Annotated in this window: 15 protein-coding genes; 4 read left to right on the forward strand and 11 right to left on the reverse strand. The window is 61.5% G+C overall.

The features are described from left to right. Nucleotides 1-302: 302 nt before the first annotated feature. Nucleotides 303-971 (reverse strand): hypothetical protein, encoded by a 669-nt coding sequence (locus B5P46_RS14255; RefSeq protein WP_129419221.1) that lies wholly within the window; start codon nt 969-971, stop codon nt 303-305. A gap of 344 nt (nt 972-1,315) precedes the next feature. Between B5P46_RS14255 and B5P46_RS14260 the strand changes: the two genes are divergently transcribed. Beyond that, complete coding sequence (locus tag B5P46_RS14260) at nt 1,316-4,603, forward strand: GH36-type glycosyl hydrolase domain-containing protein (RefSeq protein WP_129419222.1); 3,288 nt, start codon at nt 1,316-1,318, stop codon at nt 4,601-4,603. Between the two features lie 6 nt (nt 4,604-4,609). Here the strand turns inward: B5P46_RS14260 and B5P46_RS14265 are convergent, their stop codons facing one another. The 9 genes from B5P46_RS14265 to B5P46_RS14310 all read right to left on the reverse strand — a co-directional run bounded on the left by B5P46_RS14265 (nt 4,610) and on the right by B5P46_RS14310 (nt 13,011). Continuing rightward, nucleotides 4,610-5,350, reverse strand: coding sequence for a FadR/GntR family transcriptional regulator (locus tag B5P46_RS14265; RefSeq protein WP_129419223.1), 741 nt, complete (start codon nt 5,348-5,350; stop codon nt 4,610-4,612). Nucleotides 5,351-5,505: 155 nt separating this feature from the next. Beyond that, on the reverse strand, nt 5,506-6,270 hold the full coding sequence (gene kduD / locus B5P46_RS14270; protein ID WP_281022975.1) for a 2-dehydro-3-deoxy-D-gluconate 5-dehydrogenase KduD: 765 nt from the start codon (nt 6,268-6,270) through the stop codon (nt 5,506-5,508). Beyond that, nucleotides 6,267-7,103: a 5-dehydro-4-deoxy-D-glucuronate isomerase gene (kduI, locus tag B5P46_RS14275; RefSeq protein ID WP_129419225.1), complete on the reverse strand. Its 837-nt coding sequence runs from the start codon at nt 7,101-7,103 to the stop codon at nt 6,267-6,269. Before kduI ends, kduD begins: the two co-directional genes overlap by 4 nt. Before the next feature lie 628 nt (nt 7,104-7,731). Continuing rightward, complete coding sequence (locus B5P46_RS14280; protein ID WP_129419226.1) at nt 7,732-7,878, reverse strand: DUF1127 domain-containing protein; 147 nt, start codon at nt 7,876-7,878, stop codon at nt 7,732-7,734. A gap of 183 nt (nt 7,879-8,061) precedes the next feature. After that, complete coding sequence (locus B5P46_RS14285; protein WP_129419227.1) at nt 8,062-9,042, reverse strand: 3'-5' exonuclease; 981 nt, start codon at nt 9,040-9,042, stop codon at nt 8,062-8,064. Nucleotides 9,043-9,240: 198 nt separating this feature from the next. After that, the gene (locus B5P46_RS14295) at nt 9,241-10,620 is read right to left on the reverse strand and encodes a sensor histidine kinase (protein WP_129419228.1); all 1,380 of its coding nucleotides are present in this window, start codon (nt 10,618-10,620) and stop codon (nt 9,241-9,243) included. Continuing rightward, the gene (locus B5P46_RS14300) at nt 10,617-11,291 is read right to left on the reverse strand and encodes a response regulator transcription factor (RefSeq protein ID WP_129419229.1); all 675 of its coding nucleotides are present in this window, start codon (nt 11,289-11,291) and stop codon (nt 10,617-10,619) included. Before B5P46_RS14300 ends, B5P46_RS14295 begins: the two co-directional genes overlap by 4 nt. Before the next feature lie 147 nt (nt 11,292-11,438). Continuing rightward, nucleotides 11,439-12,035 (reverse strand): class I SAM-dependent methyltransferase, encoded by a 597-nt coding sequence (locus B5P46_RS14305; RefSeq protein WP_129419230.1) that lies wholly within the window; start codon nt 12,033-12,035, stop codon nt 11,439-11,441. A gap of 85 nt (nt 12,036-12,120) precedes the next feature. Beyond that, nucleotides 12,121-13,011, reverse strand: a complete 891-nt coding sequence (locus B5P46_RS14310) for a haloalkane dehalogenase (RefSeq protein ID WP_129419231.1) — start codon at nt 13,009-13,011, stop codon at nt 12,121-12,123. Nucleotides 13,012-13,100: 89 nt separating this feature from the next. Between B5P46_RS14310 and B5P46_RS14315 the strand changes: the two genes are divergently transcribed. The 3 genes from B5P46_RS14315 (at nt 13,101) to B5P46_RS14325 (ending at nt 16,118) form a co-directional block, all read left to right on the forward strand. After that, a complete protein-coding gene (locus B5P46_RS14315; RefSeq protein WP_129419232.1) occupies nt 13,101-13,523 on the forward strand; it encodes a MarR family winged helix-turn-helix transcriptional regulator in 423 nt (140 codons plus the stop codon). 63 nt (nt 13,524-13,586) lie between these two features. Beyond that, complete coding sequence (locus B5P46_RS14320; protein WP_129419233.1) at nt 13,587-14,849, forward strand: flavin monoamine oxidase family protein; 1,263 nt, start codon at nt 13,587-13,589, stop codon at nt 14,847-14,849. A 237-nt stretch (nt 14,850-15,086) separates the two neighbouring features. Then, nucleotides 15,087-16,118, forward strand: coding sequence for an aldo/keto reductase (locus B5P46_RS14325; RefSeq protein WP_129419234.1), 1,032 nt, complete (start codon nt 15,087-15,089; stop codon nt 16,116-16,118). A 109-nt stretch (nt 16,119-16,227) separates the two neighbouring features. Here B5P46_RS14325 and B5P46_RS14330 read toward each other — a convergent pair whose 3' ends face one another. Further along, nucleotides 16,228-18,012 carry an APC family permease gene (locus B5P46_RS14330; RefSeq protein WP_129419235.1) on the reverse strand — a complete coding sequence of 595 codons (1,785 nt, stop codon included), beginning with the start codon at nt 18,010-18,012 and terminating at the stop codon, nt 16,228-16,230. Between the last annotated feature and the right edge of the window lie 228 nt (nt 18,013-18,240).

The raw sequence follows: 18,240 nt of genomic DNA on the forward strand, positions 1-18,240 counted from the left end.
TTCAGGTAGCTAAGAATTCGGCTGGCCAGTATTGATCCGTAATCGACATTTTCATCGGATGGCCGTCCGTAGACAAAAAAAAGAGGGCCGACGGAGAACCGTGGCCCATTAATTGTGAAGGTATAAACCTCCAGAGGGGAACAGCTGAAACGACGGAACTGGGAGGAAAGCCGTCGTGTTGCATCAGCTGTGAACACTATGCTCCTTTTTTGACCAGTTGGAAAACATTTTTTGTGCAATGCAGCTATGCGATGGCGGATCATCCGGCCGAAAGTAGTCCGTGTCAGAGGTTTCGCTTGATTTTACTCGGCGTCATCGTTCGCCTTTGGGAACAGTTGCAGCACATTTGACCCACTCGGGTGCGCGAGAGTGCGAGCCTTTGGGTGCCGCGAGTTGTTTTCTCCAGCCTTTTGGATAGCTGAAACGAGACCTTCCCGCCGGCGATAATATTCTGGCTTGGCAGGCAGGGTGAGGTCAAACTCTTCAAGCATACGCTCAATAATGTCCATCGCTTCAGCCGCCAGACCAGCATAACCTTCTTGGCGTCGCTCGAAGAAGCCATCGTATCCGGGCCTGGAAAGGTCGAGACTATCCAACGCATAAGAATGGGTTTTCACTCGGTTCGACAACCACAAAATTTCTTCTGAAAGCTCGGTACTAAAAAGCCCCCAGTTCGCGTCGTGCGGAAGTGCAAGGGTTGGATCGCGAACGTGAAACGCGAATTCGCCTTCATCCATAGGATTGAATTCGGGCATGTCGTGAACGGCCGCATAGCTGGCTCCGACAAAATCGTCCAGGGCCAGCACCGTCAGCATCGCCAGGTTTCTAACCTCGGCTTTCGGGCGCCGGTTGATCCCAGACTTCGCAAGTCGGATGACGATGGGAAGCAAGGAGCCAGCGGCTAAACCGCCAGCGCCGATGAACGCTCCCATTGCCATGATCCCTTGGGTGGTTTCGAAGAACTGCGTCAATAGTCACCTCGTTGAATGGGAGCTGCGAGTTGCGTCAAGAAGCACGCACAGACGGAATCAGCGCTTTCCGTCCCAGTTTGCCTTGAAGTTAAATGATAGGGAACTCCGTTCCCGCCTTATGGCGCCATTGAGCAACCTGACGGCATCATCGTCACCGTCGACCTCAGTTCCTTTGACGCCTTGGCAATGACCTCTCGGTGCAACTTTCGAATTGAAACATCAAGTGATATCGGCTGGCCTGTCTTTCAAGGACCTAATCGAGAACCGGCGATAGTGGTAAGATTTCTCTCAACCATTTTGCGTCATCCTCCAGTTCCCTTCTGAAGCCAATCGACGAGATCTCAATGGCCACGGACCTTACGCGCAGTTTTCAAATGCCCCGACGCGACGAGCTTGGCCTCTTTGCGATCAGCAACGGTTCCGGCCTGTCGATATCGGCCCTGCCGAACGGCACCCTGTTTGCCATCGAATACGCCGACGACAAGGGATCGGTGCAGATCAACCAGATCCAGGGCTCGCCGCTCGCCGGCGGCGTCGGTCGCCTTTATCTGCGCATCGGCGGGGCCGCGCCCGAGGTGGTGGAGCTTGTCGGGCCACGCGCTAATGGCAGCTTCGGGCACGATGCGACGAGCCTCTGCTGGAGCGGCAAAACGGGCGATATCGGCTACAACGTCCGCCTCGAGCTTCATCCCTCCGAAACGGCCTGGTTCTGGCGTGCCTCCATCCGGCATCTCAAGGATGGGACGCTGCCGGTCGATCTGGTGCTGATCCAGGACGTTGGTCTCGGCGATCGCGGTTTCCTGATGAACAGCGAAGCCTATGCATCGCAATATGTCGATCACCATATCGCCGATCACGAGACATTCGGCCACGTTGTGATGAACCGGCAAAATCTCAAGCAGTCGGGTGCCCGCAACCCCTGGCTCGTGCAGGGCTGCCTCGATGGGGCGGCTGCCTATGCCACCGATGCGATCCAGCTGGTGCAGGCGAGCGACCGCCTCGACGACCGGCTGGTCGGCCCCTTCGGCACCAGCCTGCCGAGCAAACGGCGCCAGCAGGAGACGGCGTGCCCCGCCATCCAGTCGAAACCGTTCTCCGCTTCGGCAAACGGGGCGACCGCGACCTTCTTTGCCGTGTTTGCCGCCGATCATCCCGAGTCGTCGAGCGATGCCGCCCTTTCACGGCTTGACGAGCTCGCGGCGGCCGACAGTGCGGCCGCCGATATCGAGGAGGCAGCGCCGGTCCGCAGCCTGCTGCAGGATGCTGCCCTGCTGAAGGCCGAGGCGCTGGACAAAAAGGCGATCGGCAAGCTCTATCCGGAGCGGAGCCTGGAAGAGCGGGTCGACGGAAAGCTTCTTTCGTTTTTCGTGTCGGACGGTGTTTTGAACCGCCATGTGGTCCTGCGTGACAAGGAGCTTATGGTGGCGCGCCATCACGGCGCGATCGTCCGCAGCGGTGAGAACATGCTGCTCGACGATGCGACGCTTGCCGCGACCTGCTGGATGCAGGGCATTTTCGCGGCCCAGCTGACGATCGGCAATACGTCTTTTCACAAGCTCTTTTCCGTCTCCCGCGACCCCTACAATCTGACCCGCGCCAGCGGGCTGCGCATCATGGCGGATGTCGGCGCCGGCTGGCAGCTTCTGGCGGTGCCGTCGGCTTTCGAAATGGGGCTCAGCGATTGCCGCTGGATCTATCGCCTCCCCGAATGCACAATCATCGTGTCGGCGGTCGCCTCCGGCGAGGATGCGGCGATGCAGTGGACCGTCTCCGTCGAGGGCAAGCCGTGCCGCTTCCTGGTGTTTGGTCATATCGTGCTCGGCGAGCGCGAATATGACGCGGGCGGGCAGATCGAATTCGATACGGCAGGCAAACGCATTCTTTTCCGGCCGGACCCGGCCTGGCTCTGGGGCGAGCGTTATCCCGATGCCGCCTATTGGCTGGTGAGTTCGACGCCCGATGCGATCGAGGAGATCGGTGGCGACGAACTGCTCTACAGTGACGGGGTAACACGCAACGGCGCTTTCGTCGCGCTCCGATCCCGGGCGACGCAGGTGCTCTCTTTCGCTGTCGTCGGCTCGATGACCGATGCGGCGGAAGCCGAACGGCTGGCGCAGCGTTATGAGGCCGGCGTCACCGATGAAGCCATGCTTGCGCCGGCATCAAAATTCTGGCGGAACGCCGTGCGCGGCCTGACGATCGGCAGCACCGCGCCCGACCTTGCCGCGCAGGCGACGCTGCTGCCCTGGCTCGCGCATGATGCGATCGTGCATCTCAGCGTACCGCACGGCCTCGAGCAATATACGGGTGCGGCCTGGGGCACACGCGACGCATGCCAGGGCCCGATCGAATTCCTGCTCGCCTATGAGCATGACCGGGAAGCCAAGGAGGTGCTGAAGACCGTCTTCAGCGAACAATACCTGGAAAAAGGCGACTGGCCGCAATGGTTCATGCTGGAGCCCTATGCCAACATCCGGGCGGGCGATAGTCACGGCGATATCGTCGTCTGGCCGCTGAAGGCGCTCTGCGATTATATCGAAGCGACCGGCGATCTCGCCATCCTCGACGAGAAAGTCTCCTGGCGCGATGAAAAGACGATGGCCCGGGCGCCGGAGCCCGACACCATTGCGATCCATGTCGAGAAGCTGCTTGATACCGTTCGCGAAGCTTTCATCCCTGGAACGCATCTGATCCGCTATGGCGAGGGAGACTGGAACGATTCCCTGCAGCCGGCCGATCCGCATCTGCGCGACTGGATGGTCAGCAGTTGGACCGTTGCCCTGCTCTACGAGCAGATCGTCCGTTATTCGGCGATCCTGCGCCGCCTCGGCCACGGCGACAAGGCCAAGGGTTTGAGGAAGATCGCAACGGCGATGCGCCGGGATTTCAACCGCCATCTCGTGCGTGAGGGCGTCGTTGCCGGCTACGGTATCTTCGATCCCAGCCATGACGGCGCCGAATTGCTGCTGCACCCGAGCGACCGGCGCACCGGCCTGCATTACTCGCTGATCTCGATGACGCAGGCGATGCTCGGCGGCCTCTTCACGCCGGTTCAGAGACGCGATCATATGAAGCTGATTAAAGAGCATCTGCTCTTCCCCGACGGGGTGCGGCTGATGGAAAAGCCCGCGACCTATGCCGGCGGGCCTGAGACGCTGTTTCGCCGCGCCGAATCCTCCTCCTTCTTCGGCCGCGAGATCGGGTTGATGTATGTGCATGCGCATCTGCGCTATTGCGAAACACTTGCGCTGGAGGCAGAAGTGGACGAACTCTGGAAGGCGATCGCCGTCGTCAATCCGATTTCAGTCACATCAGCGCTGCCGCATGCTTCACTGCGCCAGCGCAACACCTATTTCAGCAGCAGCGATGCGGCTTTCCATGATCGTTATCAGGCAACGGCCGAATGGCAGCGAGTCAAGGCGGGAAAGATCGCCGTCGACGGTGGATGGCGCATCTATTCAAGCGGCCCCGGCCTTTACACCCGGAGCTTCGTCGAAAATATCCTCGGCTTCAAACGGCGCTTCGGCCGGCGCAAACGCAAACCGCTTCTGCCCGCGATCCACGCCTCCGCCGATCTGCAAACTGACCACGCCGCCTGGCGGCGGCTGATGAAGCCGAAGCCTGAGATGTGAAAAGGATTATGCCGTAGCATCACGCAGCTCTTCAAAGCGTGCGGCACTTTTCGACAGGTGGCTTCGAATGGCGCGGCGCGCAGCAAGCTCGTCGCGGTCGCGGATCGCCGCGAATATGGCGTGGTGTTCCCTGCGCATGCGTGCCGCATGGCGCTTGCGCTCGGCTGATGTCATCTTGTCCAAGCGCGCCCATTGCCGCGGCACCATGATGTTGCCGAACGTGTCGAAGAGGCGGCCGTAATAGGAATTCTGCGTCGCGACCAGAATGGATCTGTGGAAGGCGTAATCCTCTTGCGCGCCGTATCCACCCTCCTCGAGCGCCTTGTCGAGGGCGTCGAGACGATCCTGCATACGCTCGATATCCTCCTGCGTGCGCCGCAACGCGGCAAGACCCGCGGCTTCGTATTCGACCCCCATGCGCAGCTCCAGCACGCGCAGAACCTCGTCGATCGACTGCAGGTCGTTGGGAATGATGGAGAAAGATCTGGGCGTCGGATCGTTCGAGACGAAAGCCCCGAGGCCTTGCCGCGTGGTGATCAACCCCTTCGCACGCAGCGCGGCGAGCGCTTCGCGAACGATCGTCCGGCTGACGCCCGTCGCCGTCATGATTGCCTGTTCGGTCGGCAGGCGCTGGCCGGGCTTCAGGTCGCCGGACTCGATTTGCGCCGTCAACATATCGGCAAGATTGCTGCGCAGGTTCGGCGCCTGCTGAATGGTATGGAAGACCGCGTTGTCCTTATCTGCCATCCTGTTTCGAAATCCTGGTGTCGAGGCGGCTGTGCCGACCCCGTTTCCTGTTCGCATTCCGCATCCACGCCGATGCGGTAGGCAGCGGCCCAAAGCGCGTCGGGCCGATCAGATTCGCTCTTCGGGCTTCTGGCCCGATCGGTTGGTGAAACCGATCACCGAGCCAGCCAACCGCCATCGACGGGCAGCACCGTTCCGTGCACATAGTCGGACGCCGACGATGCCAGGAATACGGCGGCGCCGCCGAGTTCGGACGGCGTTCCCCAGCGCCCGGCCGGGATGCGAGCAAGGATGGCGGCATTGCGGTCGGCATCCTCGCGTAGCGCCGTGGTGTTGTTGGTGACGAAATAGCCGGGGGCGATGGCGTTGACGTTGACGCCCTTGCCGGCCCATTCGCAGGCAAGCAGCTTGGTCAGTCCGGCGAGGCCACTTTTCGAGGCGGTATAAGACGGAATCCGGATGCCGCCCTGGAAGGAGAGCAGCGAGGCGATGTTGATGATCTTGCCCCTGCCCTTGTCGACCATGTGGCGGCCGGCGGCCTGCGACAGGAAGAAAACGGTCTTCAGGTTGACGTCGATCACCGCGTCCCAGTCTTCCTCGGTGAAGTCGAGCGCATCGGCACGGCGGATGATGCCGGCATTGTTGACGAGAATGTCGAGGCCGCCGAAGGTCTGGATGGTCTCAGTGACGATCCCCTTGACCGGTTCGATGCTGGCAAGATCGGCCTTGACGACATGGAAGCGGCTTCCCGCTTCTTTCACCAGCGCTCCGGTTTCGTCCATCGAGGAGCGCCCGACGGCGACGATCGACGCACCGGCCTGCGCCAACGCTGCCGCGATGGCCTGGCCGAGTCCTGTATTGGCGCCGGTGACGACGGCAACCCGGCCGGAAAGGTCGAAGGGATTTGCCACGATGCTCACCTCAGATCTGCAATGGCGATATGGTCCATGTCGGTGAAGCTCTTATTGTCGCCGGCCATCGCCCAGATGAAGCTGTAGTTCTTGGTGCCGGCGCCCGAATGGATCGACCAGGGCGGCGAGATGACCGCCTGTTCGTTGGCGACAAGCATATGCCGGGTCTGCTGCGGCTCGCCCATGAAGTGGAAGACACGCTGCTCCGCTTCCAGATCGAAATAGAGATAGGCTTCCATGCGGCGGTCATGCGTATGGGCCGGCATGGTGTTCCAGACGCTGCCCGGCTCGATCATGGTGAAGCCCAGCGTGAGTTGGCACGACTGGCAGACGTCCGGATGGATGAACTGATAGATCGACCGCTTGTTGGCCGTCGCGGCTTCGCCCGGCGTCAGGTGACGGGCCTTTTCGCGGGTGAGCAATACGGTCGGGTGTGCTTGATGCGCTGGCGTCGAGACCAGATAGAACTTTGCCGGATTGGCCACATCCGCGCTCTCGAACCTGATGTCCTTGGCACCCTTGCCGACATAGAGGCAATCATATTTGGCAAGATCGTAGTTCGTGCCGTCGACGATGATGCGGCCGGCACCGCCGATGTTCAGGGCGCCGAGTTCACGCTCGGCAAGGAAGGTTTCCTGTCCGATCGCCGTCGGCGCCGTCAGCGTCAGCCCGGGGCCGAGCGGCGTCGCGCCGCCGATGACCATTCGGTCGTAATGCGAATATGTGAGCCGGATCTCGCCGCTCGCGAAGACGGTTTCCACCAGAAAGTGACGCCGCAGCGTCTCCGTGTCGAAATCACGCACGGCCTCGGGATGGGAGGCGTGCCTCACGTCGATCTGCATGTCAATTTTCCTTCCGCTTCATTGTCGCTACGGGTCGTCGCTATTGCGGGAGCCGGTCTTGTCCGGCCTGTTCCGCTGCGGCGGCGGTATCCATCCGGTTACATAGTTGTACGACAAGTTTGGAGTCAACATGTTTGTCCGTGCGCGCTTGAGGAGACGTAAGGCCCGCAAGAGCACGAAGCAGATTTGGGATAGACAGGAAAATTTCCGGAGATGATGACGCCATCATCCAAGCAATGGATCGCAAGCGGTCGTTCTTGGCGCGATCCAGCGGTGCTATCGGCCAAAACGAAAAAGCCTGCCGCGGGAGGAGGTGCGGCAGGCTTTCGAAAAAAACCGAACGACAGCTGGGAGGAGGAGTGCTGTCATTCCACAGACGACCCCGGGAGGAGGATGGGGCGCCTGTACATCGAAGGGATGCGGGAGGAGGTGCATCGCTTCGATAGAAATAATCATACTTATTTCCTGCCCAGTTGATAGGCATTTTTTTGCAGGGCAGCTATGCGTTATGCGAAAAGCGGGAGGCTCGATCACCTGGTCCATCTGCCGGAAGCACAAAAGCAAAGCGCCCGCTCGGGAGGAAGCAGGCGCTGGCATAGTCTTTGAAGATGCTTGGTCTAAGCTGCCGTTAGCGGGCGATGGCTGCGCGGGCGACGTTGCGGATGTCGCTGCGGCCGATGCCGAGGTCGTCCAGTTCGCGTGCGGACATACGACCCAGTTCAGCGACCGTCTGACGGTACTTGCGCCAGTTGTTAAAAGAGCGTGCTACGTTCATGATGATCCCCTTTCGTGGGCTTTCGAAGCTTAGCTGCCAGTCCTTGGCGCTTCGTTCGCTTCGATGAGTTGTATATAGTATGAGACATCTGATTATTGCAGCGCCAATGCATCACTGCACCTATGCGGCGCTTGCATGGGTCGCCATATCTAGTAGCTAATCAGGATCCGAACCGCTTCGCGGTCAGAGTTTGAAGCGATCGAAGGCCGTCAGCCGCACGATCGGCGGCTCCGCCTCGGCCCATCGGTAAATATCCGAGCGCAGATAGGATAGCTCGTCGTCGAGATCCTCTTCGCCGACTTCGATCCACCAGGACTTCAGGCGGCCGTCGCTGCCGTCCGACCAGCGATAACCCCTCGCCTTCAAGTGGTCCTTCATCTCGAACGGGCTGTGTTCGGCAAAGATACGGATGCGCGAGCGCTGGCTGGCGCGGTAAAGCTCGGTGAAGGGGCTTTCACCGTCGCGTTGCTCTCGATCGAGGATTTCGAGGAGCGCATGGCAGTCGTCCACGGCGCGATGTCCTTCGTGGAAATAACCGGCCTGGCCGACGAGATAACCGAGCTTCGTGCCCTCGAAGCCGCGGGCGCTCCAGTCGATCTCCGAAATCGAGCATGCCCAGGCCTTGCCGGTGAAAATCTTCGAGAAGGCTTCGCAGAACGGCCGGTCGAACCCGGCATTGTGGGCAATGATCAGATCCGCCGGCTCGATCAGAGTTCTCAGCGATGGGATATCGATGAGCTGTCCTTCGACCATCGCATCGGTGATGCCCGTCAGCCGGGTGATCTCGGGCGGGATCGGCCGGGACGGCTGTTGCAGGCCGCCGTAAATGCCCACGATATCGCCGATCGCGCCGTCATCGTCGAAGGTAAAGGCGACGGCGCCGATTTCGATGATCTCGTCGCTGCGATGGTTGAGACCTGTGGTCTCCGTATCGAGAATGACGCCGAGCCGCGAAAACCCGGGCCGCCTAGCTGGCGCAATCGGCCGGGCCTCCAGTTTTCTCAAGATGCGATAGTTGCCGCTCTCTTCGAGCGCCCGCGCCATGTCTTCATCGGAGTGAACGACCGGCTGCGATGGACGCCGGTGCGATGGACCGCGCCCCTTGACCATCGCAGGCGATGCCTTGGCAAACATGTCGAGTTGCGAATCTCTGTGCACGCTCATCGAATCTATATGTCACGGAGACGCGATTTAATCCATCGCGCGACAACGCCGCGCGTCTTTTCGAGAGGCGCAAAGGACGCTCCAAAGCATGTCGCGCAAAAGTGTGGAGCGGTTTTGCGACAACGACATGCGCAAAACCAAAGACCTAAAGCGTGGCAAGCGAATCTGAAAGATCGCGACGCGCTTTAGCACCTTGAATTACGCAGTAACCAGGCGCGGCGGCGTGTCAGCGTCTGCCGTTTTGTCCGGCGGGAAGCTCAGCCGGCAGACCGCGCCGGGACTGCGGTTGTCGATCGTCACCTCGCCGCCGTGCATGCGCAGGATGTCGCGAACGAGATTGAGGCCGAGGCCGGCGCCGCGTCCGTCGTGATGGCGCTTGAAGAACGGCTCGAATATGCGCTCCCGCATATCGGCGGGGATGCCCGGTCCCTCGTCTTTGACCTCGATCCAGTTGCAGCCTGAAGTCAGCGAGATGATGCCTTTCCTGCCGCCGTGGTTGATCGCGTTCTGCAGGATGTTCATCAGGGCGCGCTGCAGCGCCAGAGGATCGCCCTCGATCTCGCCGGCGCCGTCGACATCGAACTGCACCGTATAACCGGCGGCAAAGGCCAGTGGCGCCATCTCGATGATGACCTTCCTCGCCAGTTGGCCGAGGTCGACATTGCAGAATTGGACCTTGCCCTGTTTCAGTCGCTGAAGATCGAGCATCTGCTCGGTGAGTACGGCAAGCCTTGCGGCATCTTCCAAGAGGTCGGTCTTGATCGAACTGTGCGGCAGGGATCCAATTCTCGTATTCAGAATGGCGATCGGCGTGCGCAGCTCATGGGCGGCGTCGGTCAGAAACCGCTCTTGCCGCTCATAACCCTCGTCGAGACGGCCGAGGGCGCGGTTGACGGCGTGCACCAGCGGCGCGATCTCTTCGGGAATATCGTTTTCCGACAGCCGGCCGCCACGCTGGTCGATATCGATCGTATCGGCCTGGAGCGCGGCCTGGTCGATCCCGACCAGCGACCTTCGCACGACGAGCGGCGTCGCGATCAACGCACCCAACGCCATCACCGCGACGATCGGAATAACAATTTTCGCAAGGACCAGCGAAAGTTTGAGCAGGATGGAGGTGGACGAGTTGGGGCCGTCGGTGCCCGTCAGAAACTGCACCTGTCCCCAATCCGTCGCAATCCACATCATCCGGGCGGCCGGACGGTCGTGGTCGCCGAGGTTCGAGCCGAACTTGGCCTGGCCGATATGATCGAGCGTGTTGCCGATTGCGGCATATTCTTCCGGAATCCGGCCCTCGGTCAAAACATGTCCCTGCATGTCGCGTATGGTGTACCAGAGATCGGGCGCCTCCTTCCGCAGCTGTCGAAGATCCTCGGTCTCCCTCAGGCTCAACTCTCCGGTGGGCTGGCGGAAGACGGCCTGGCGCAGGATCTCGATCGTGCCCTCCGTCGATCTGAATTCGGATATCTTGCCAACCGAAATCAGCACGATCATCACCAGGATGAGCACGACCGATTGCACGGCAAGAAGCCGCCAGAACAGGCGCTTGCGCAGCGAATAGGAGCATCGTTTGCTCATGATGCTTCACGCAGGAGATAACCCACGCCCCGGATAACGTTGATGACCACGCCTGCCTGCGATGCTGCCAGCTTGCGCCGTAGCCGCGATATGTGGGAATCGAGCGCGTTCGACTGGATCTCGTCGTCGAAGCCGAAGACTGCTTCCATCAAGGCCGGTCGCGGCACCATGCGACCGGCACGGCGCATGAGGCATTCGAGCACCAGCGCCTCCCGGCGCGGCATTTCCAGACGCAGGCCGGAGACGATGATGTCGCAATAGGTCGGATCGAACGAAAGACGGCCGATCGAGATCAGCGCCGGGCGCAAGGTTTCGGAGCGGCGCATCACGGCACGCAGCCGCGCCAGAAGTTCGTCGAAGACGAAGGGCTTGGCAAGGTAATCGTCGGCGCCGGTCTCAAGGCCGGTGATTCTGTCTGGAACCTCTCCCTTGGCGGTGATGACGATGATTGGCAGCGTCAGCCCCCTTTTGCGGATCTTCGGAATGAGTTCGAGGCCATCGCCGTCAGGCAGTTGCCGATCCAGGAGGACGGCGTCGTAAGCGCCGTCGCCGATCACCAGTTCGGCGTCATATAGAGTCGAGACGTGGTCCATCACCATGTCGTGCCTGGTGAGCGCCCCCCGGAGCGCCACGGCCATTTGAGGTTCATCCTCGATCAGTAATATGCGCATCTCACATTCCTATCGGAGGGCCTATCGGGAGCCAATCGGGGCCGTCGGTCCATAGGTGGAAACCATATCACCCTCGAGCAAGTCTGCGATGCCTGTCGCGCATCGAATGCCGGATCGCCGCCTCGTAGCAAAGGATCGTATCCGCCATCATGCGCGGCGTTGCTCGATCAATATCATTGGCTGGTACCTGCGGCTGATCCGGTAGACCGCCGCCGGCGGGATATTGCGCAACGTCCAGCCGATCCTCGTGGCGACAAGGCCGAGGGAGTCGAGGATTTCCACGGGCACCGGGCATTTCGGCCCGTAGGTGAACTGATAGAAGGCACCGTGCGGTCTGAGGTTGGAAAAGCAGCCATCGAGGAGCGCCCGCACGTCCTCCGGCCGCATGGCAAGAAGCGGAAGCCCGCTGACGACGCCGCCGAAGAAGCTTCCGGAAAGCGTCTTCCACATCTGCCGCACATCCGCCCGCAGCACCCTGGCATCGGGAAAGCGGCCCTGAAGCAGCGTGGCGAAATCCCGCTCGTATTTGATCAGAGTCAGATCGCGTTCGGCAATGCCGCGTTCCAAAAGGGCCGCGGTGAAAACGCCAGTGCCCGGGCCGAGTTCGAGAACCGGCCCCGTCAGCGCAGAAATTTCCTTGGTCATCAGGCCCGCAAGGCGAGGGCCTGACGGCGTGATCGAGGCGATGCGCAGCGGCGCGCGAAGCCAGGCAAGAAGAAAGCGTCGTCGATCGAAACGTGGCATGGGACCTTCACATTGGCAGATTGATCCCACCTATGAACCCGCCCAACATTGCAACAGTCTGTCAAATCGCCGCCGACGCAGTTCTTCATGCCTGAGACGCGACCTTCCGCTGCGCTGTTCTGAGCCCCTTTCGGTCGATCCAGCTTTTGATTTCGGCGGCAATCGCCTCAGGCTGGTCCTCGGGGGCAATGTGGCGTGCCGGCCCGCAAGCCCTGATATCCAGGCCGGCGATGTTGTCGCGACACCACGAGATCATCGCGCTGCCGATCAACAGCGTTTCGGAGGGACCGTCGAAGGTCAGCAACAGCTTGGGAGTTTGAGGACTGGCGGAAAGCCAGCGGTCATTGGCCTCGATCCTGCCGACCACATCGGCCGGCTCGCCGTTGATCGGCATGGCGCGCGGCCATTCCAAAAGCGGGCGCCGGCTGTCGCGGTCCGGATAGGGGGCGCGGTAGACATCCCAATTGACCTCGCTGAGCCCTTTCAGCGTGGTGGCATGCAAGGCCTGTTCGATGAAGAAATTTTCGTCGAGGACCTTGGCTTCGCCGGTTCCCGCACCCCGCAACAGTTCATAACGCGCCTTTCCGCCGCCTGGGAGATCCTCCCAGCTCATCGGCCGCAGGATGGTTTCCATGAAGGCGATGCCGCGCACCCGCTTGGCGTGGCGTGAAGCCCAGTCGAACGCCAGTGCGCCGCCCCAGTCGTGGCCGACGAGCACGACGTCGTCGAGGTCAAGCGCATCGAACCAGGCGTCGAGATAGGCGATGTGATCGGTATAGCGATAGCCGATGTCCGGTTTGCCGGAGCGTCCCATGCCGATCAGATCGGGCGCCAGGCAGCGGCCAGGCCCTATACCGGGCATGATGTTCCGCCAGAGATGCGATGAGGTGGGATTGCCGTGAAGGAAGACGATCGGGTCGCCCTCTCCCAGTTCCTCGTAGGAGATGAACGAGGTGAGAATATCGATGGTCGGCATATGGAGCTCCGCGCTTTCGTGTTATATAGGCAGGTGACTGTCCATTTATCATATAGACAGGTACCTGTCTATATTCTGCGCGGGGTTTCATGTCGTCTTCGTCCCTTGGCCTGTTGTTGCGTCTGGTCCATCAGCATTGGACACAGGCCGTCGAAGCGGCACTCGATGAGGCCGGCTACGGCGATATCCGCCCGCCGCATGCCAACGTCTTCACCTTCGCGCGGCCCGAGGGCATCCAGGTTAGCGAGCTGACCAAGCTCGCCCGTGTGCGTAAGCAGACGATGACGCAGGCCGTGGAAGAACTCGAGCGCCTGGGTTATGTCGAGCGCCGGCCAGATCCGAACGATCGGCGCGGCAGGCTGGTGTTTCTGACGGAAAAGGGCCAGGGGGTCAGGCCGATAGCGATGGCGGCGGGCCGGCACGTCGATGAAAGCTGGGCGGCCTTGACCAGCCAGCAGCAAATGGACGATCTGCGTACAGCACTTCGGCGGCTGCTGGAGCAGTTGCAATAGCGAAGCAGGGCTTGCTTGAGACGACCCTTTCCACTTAACCGTCGCACGACCAAAGGAAAATACATGCCTGGTGACAACAGCAAGGATGCCGAGGAGGATGTCGTCATCATCGGCGCCGGTGCAGCCGGCATTGCCGCCGCCCGTCGTCTGCAGGCAATCCGCCCGGACCTTTCCATCCTCCTGCTTGAAGCTGGCGATCGTCTCGGCGGTCGCGCCTGGACGGTCAGCCTGCCGGAAGCTGCCGATATCGGGCTCGATCTCGGCTGCGGCTGGCTGCATGGCGCGCGGACCAATGCCTGGACTGCGATCGCTGGCGAGGTCGGACTGACGGTCGACCGCACGCCTGCGCCCTGGAACGATGGCGGACGGCGGCTTCAGCGGGATGACGCGGAGGCGCGTGCCGCAAGGCAGGCGATCGGCGCCTACTTCGAGCGCCTCGAGAGCCACGCGGGGAATGATGCAGCCATGGCCGATATGCTCGAACCCGGCAATCCCTGGAACGGCCAGATCCGGGCGGTCGGCACCTACATCACCGGCGCCGAACTGGAGCGGTCGTCGGTCGTCGATTACAACAGATACGATCCCGGCGCTGGCCCTGACTGGCGGGTGCGCGAGGGCTATGGAACGCTGGTCTCGCTTTACGGCAAGCCGGTTCGGGCAAGGCTCGGCACGGAGGTAACGCGCATTGACCATCGTCATGCCGGCCGTATCGGCATCGAGACGAACCGGGGTGTGCTCAATGCCCGAGCGGTGCTGGTGACGGTTTCGACGAATGTGCTTGCCGCCGGCAAGATCGTCTTCGACCCGCCTTTGCCTGACAAGATCGAGGCAGCAGCCCGTTTGCCGCTCGGGCTCGCCGACAAGCTCTTCTTGAGGCTCGCAAACCGGGAGGCGCTGCCGGCGGACACGCATATGTTGGGCTCTCCCCGTCGCGGTGCGACCGGCACCTATCAACTGCGGCCGTTCGGCGCGCCCGTCGTCGAGGCCTATTTCGCCGGCGACCTCGCGCATGATCTGGAGGGGCAAGGCAGACAGGCTGCCTTCTCCTTCGCTGGAGACGAACTGGCGGCACATTTCGGCGCGGATATCCGCAAGGAGCTGTCAGTCGCCGCAATGTCGGCCTGGGCCGCAGCGCCCCATATCGGCGGCTCCTATTCCTACGCCGAACCCGGTGCCTCCGACCAACGCGGCCATCTCGCCGCGTCGCATGACGAGCGGATCTTCTTTGCCGGCGAAGCCTGTTCGACATCGCGTTATTCGACGGCGCACGGCGCCTACGAGACCGGCGCCGCCGCAGCCGATCGGATCGCCGGCTCGTTTTCGTAAAATCCGTGATCGTCGCCGGCTGCGACCGCAGGCAGGAATATTTTTTTCTCACTTGTCGCGCGGGCGGGATTGGTTATGCTCCCCCGGCCCTGTGCTCCCAGCCTGGGGCGCCATACGTCATCCGGCGGCAAGCGGCCGCCTCAAGCACAATATTGTCATTGTCATTGATTGCAGGAGCCCCGGCTTCTACCCCGACGTTTGCACGTCGGCTGCGGGTATCCGCATGAGGAGGAAGAAATGGATTATCGCAAGCTCGGTCCCAGCGGGACCGTCGTCACCGCCTATTGCCTCGGCACCATGACGTTCGGCGCGGAGGCCGACGAGGCCGCCTCGCACAAGCTGCTCGACGATTATTTCGCCTGGGGCGGCAATTTCATCGATACCGCCGATGTCTATAGCGCCGGCAAGTCGGAAGAGATCATCGGACGCTGGCTGAAGGCGCGCCCGACTGAGGCGCGCCAGGCGATCGTCGCCACCAAAGGGCGTTTTCCGATGGGCAACGGACCCAACGATATCGGCCTGTCGCGCCGGCATCTCGGTCAGGCGCTCGACGATTCGCTCCGCCGTCTCGACGTTGAACAGATCGACCTCTACCAGATGCATGCCTGGGACGCGTTGACTCCGATCGAAGAGACGCTGCGCTTCCTCGACGATGCGGTTTCTTCCGGCAAGATCGGCTATTACGGCTTCTCCAATTATGTCGGCTGGCACATCGCCAAGGCCTCGGAGATCGCCAAGGCGCGCGGTTATACCCGCCCGGTGACGCTGCAGCCGCAATATAACCTGCTGGTGCGCGACATCGAGCTCGAGATCGTCGCGGCCTGCCAGGATGCCGGCATGGGTCTGTTGCCGTGGTCGCCGCTCGGCGGCGGCTGGCTGACCGGCAAGTACAAGCGCGACGAGATGCCGACGGGCGCCACCCGCCTCGGTGAAAATCCCAATCGCGGCGGCGAATCCTATGCGCCGCGCAATGCGATGGAGAGAACCTGGGCGATTATCGCTGTCGTCGAGGAGATCGCCAAGGCGCATGGCGTCAGCATGGCGCAGGTGGCGCTCGCCTGGACGGCGGCGCAGCCGGCGATCACATCCGTCATCCTCGGTGCGCGCACGCCCGAACAGCTCGCCGACAATCTCGGCGCCATGAAGCTCAAGCTTTCAGATGACGAGATGGCGAGATTGAACGATGTGAGCGCCCCTCAACCGTTCGACTATCCCTATGGCAAGGGCGGCATCAACCAACGCCACCGCAAGATCGAGGGCGGCCGCTGAGCTTCCGTCTATAGCCGGATGAGCCGTCTCGCCCGGTCTGCAACTACCAACGAAAAAAGCCGCCATGTTTCCATGGCGGCTTTTCGGCCCTTCTGCTTGGGAGGCGATTTTAGGCCGGAAGCTGGAAGATCACGTTGGCGATCAGGACGATCGCCAGGCCGCCGGCGAGTGCCAGATAGGGCAGGATGCCGGCTTTCTTGACGCCGAGATCCTGGCCGACCAGGCCGAGATCCTCCATCGCGCCGGCCGGGAATTTGCCCCCGTCACGCACATAGTGGCGATAGGCGAAGACCGGCAGGATCAGGGCGGCGAAGATGAAACCGACCCAGAGCGCGTTGGAATAACCCCAGACCTTGGCGCCAGCGCCGAGGAAGAGCGCGTTGACGAAGGCAAGGACGGTGTTGAGGCCGATCAGCCAGGTCGGCGCCTTCCAGGGGCGTTCGATATGGCCGGAATCCATCCGGTGGATCCAGCCGGAATTGAGGTTCAGGAAGTTGAAGATGATGTAGCCGACATTCGAGACGGCGAGCACGAAGAAGTAGCCGCCGACATCCGAGGCGATCGCCAGCAGGAAGAGATTGAAGGCGAAATCGGTCCACATCGCCCGCGTCGGCGCGCCGTGCTCGTTGACGTGGTCGAGATATTTCGGCAGCCAGCCATCCTTCGAGCCCTGGTAGAGCGTGCGCGAGGAGCCGGCCATCGCCGTCATGATGGCGAGGAAGAGTGCCATGATCATCAACACGACGAGCAGCTGGGTGACGATCCGGCCGGCGCCGATCAGGCCGCCGAGCGCTTCGGCAACGCCGGTGCCGTCGACGATGCCGGGGGCCAGCATGCCTGCATGGCCGAGAACGCCCTGGAAGGCGAAGGGCACGAGGAAGAAAAACAGGCAGCAGGCAAGGCCGGAATAGAAGATCGCCTTGAAGGTGTCGGTCTTCGGGTTCTTGAGCTCGCGGGTGTAGCAGACAGCCGTCTCGAAGCCGTAGGTCGACCAGGCGGCGATATAGAGGCCGCCGAGGAAGAGCGTCCAGCCGCCGTTGCTCCAGGTGCCGTCGGTAGCGGCATAGGCGGCTGTCGGCGGCACGAGGCCGGTGACGTTGGTGGCAAGGATCTGGCCGCTGACGATCGGGTAAAGGCCGATGATCAACAGCGGCACCAGCACGATGATGGCCAGCCACTTCTGCACGCTTGCCGTTTCCGAAATGCCGCGATGCTGGATGGCGAAGATGATCAGCATCAGGATGCCGCCGATGAAGAAGGTGGCGTTGATATTGGCGGTGGCAAGGAAGGGAATGTTGAAGCTCAAGAGCGACCAGCTGCGGATCGCCGGCGTTAGAGCAGCGACGCCATCGGTGCCGAGCAATGCCTTGACGGCGTCATCCGGCGTGGTGCCGGCATGGGCTGCGATATATTCGGCGACGCGGGGGCTGTCGGCCGTGATGGAAGCGGCATGCGCTGAGATCCAGTCGAGGACCATCTGCGAATCCGCTGCCGGAATCGGGAAGAACGCGTTGAGGATATAACCGGCGGCGATGGCGCAGCCGAGCGACAGCACCGGCGACCAGGCAAACCAGTTGCACCAGACGGACAGCGGCGCGATGAATTTAGAATAACGCAGCCAGGCGGTGGCGCCATAGACCGAAGCGCCGCCGGACTTGTTGGCGAACATGCCGGCGATCTCGGCATAGGTGAAGGACTGCAGGAAACCCATCACCATCGAGATGATCCAGACGACGAAGGCGAGCTTGCCCGTCGTGCCTGCGATGCCGCCGATAGAGAAAAGAACGAGCGGCGGCACGCCCGCAGCCACCCAGAATGCGCCCTTCCAGTCGAGCGCGCGTACAAGCTTACCTTCGGTGCCGGATGCAATCCCGGCCTCCACAACGTCTGTCATCGGTGAAATTCCCCATTCTATTTGTTCCGGACGTATCTTTGTACGTCTCCCTGAACGTGTCTCCCTGACAGTCTCAAGCCCGCCCGGATGGTTTTGGCGATCCGTGTTCCCGACGGATTCCCCGAGTCTCAACTCTTTATGCATAGTGAAGATATTTTCTTTTTAGTCAACTCGACTTTACTTTCCTGGGGCATTTTGTAACCTGCATGGTGGGGTGTCCGAGGACGC

The sequence above is a fragment of the Rhizobium leguminosarum genome (assembly GCF_004123835.1).
In the GTDB taxonomy this organism is placed as follows: Bacteria; Pseudomonadota; Alphaproteobacteria; order Rhizobiales; family Rhizobiaceae; genus Rhizobium; species Rhizobium leguminosarum_M.

What these genes read in the sequence shown, in the direction of transcription:
- B5P46_RS14280 (WP_129419226.1), bottom strand. Translation starts at nt 7,878, where the DNA reads ATGAACGTAGCACGCTCTTTTAACAACTGGCGCAAGTACCGTCAGACG.
- B5P46_RS14265 (WP_129419223.1), bottom strand. Translation starts at nt 5,350, where the DNA reads ATGGCAGATAAGGACAACGCGGTCTTCCATACCATTCAGCAGGCGCCG.
- B5P46_RS14285 (WP_129419227.1), bottom strand. Translation starts at nt 9,042, where the DNA reads ATGAGCGTGCACAGAGATTCGCAACTCGACATGTTTGCCAAGGCATCG.
- B5P46_RS14295 (WP_129419228.1), bottom strand. Translation starts at nt 10,620, where the DNA reads ATGAGCAAACGATGCTCCTATTCGCTGCGCAAGCGCCTGTTCTGGCGG.
- B5P46_RS14320 (WP_129419233.1), top strand. Translation starts at nt 13,587, where the DNA reads ATGCCTGGTGACAACAGCAAGGATGCCGAGGAGGATGTCGTCATCATC.
- B5P46_RS14305 (WP_129419230.1), bottom strand. Translation starts at nt 12,035, where the DNA reads ATGCCACGTTTCGATCGACGACGCTTTCTTCTTGCCTGGCTTCGCGCG.
- kduI (WP_129419225.1), bottom strand. Translation starts at nt 7,103, where the DNA reads ATGCAGATCGACGTGAGGCACGCCTCCCATCCCGAGGCCGTGCGTGAT.
- B5P46_RS14330 (WP_129419235.1), bottom strand. Translation starts at nt 18,012, where the DNA reads ATGACAGACGTTGTGGAGGCCGGGATTGCATCCGGCACCGAAGGTAAG.
- B5P46_RS14260 (WP_129419222.1), top strand. Translation starts at nt 1,316, where the DNA reads ATGGCCACGGACCTTACGCGCAGTTTTCAAATGCCCCGACGCGACGAG.
- B5P46_RS14315 (WP_129419232.1), top strand. Translation starts at nt 13,101, where the DNA reads ATGTCGTCTTCGTCCCTTGGCCTGTTGTTGCGTCTGGTCCATCAGCAT.
- B5P46_RS14310 (WP_129419231.1), bottom strand. Translation starts at nt 13,011, where the DNA reads ATGCCGACCATCGATATTCTCACCTCGTTCATCTCCTACGAGGAACTG.
- B5P46_RS14300 (WP_129419229.1), bottom strand. Translation starts at nt 11,291, where the DNA reads ATGCGCATATTACTGATCGAGGATGAACCTCAAATGGCCGTGGCGCTC.
- B5P46_RS14325 (WP_129419234.1), top strand. Translation starts at nt 15,087, where the DNA reads ATGGATTATCGCAAGCTCGGTCCCAGCGGGACCGTCGTCACCGCCTAT.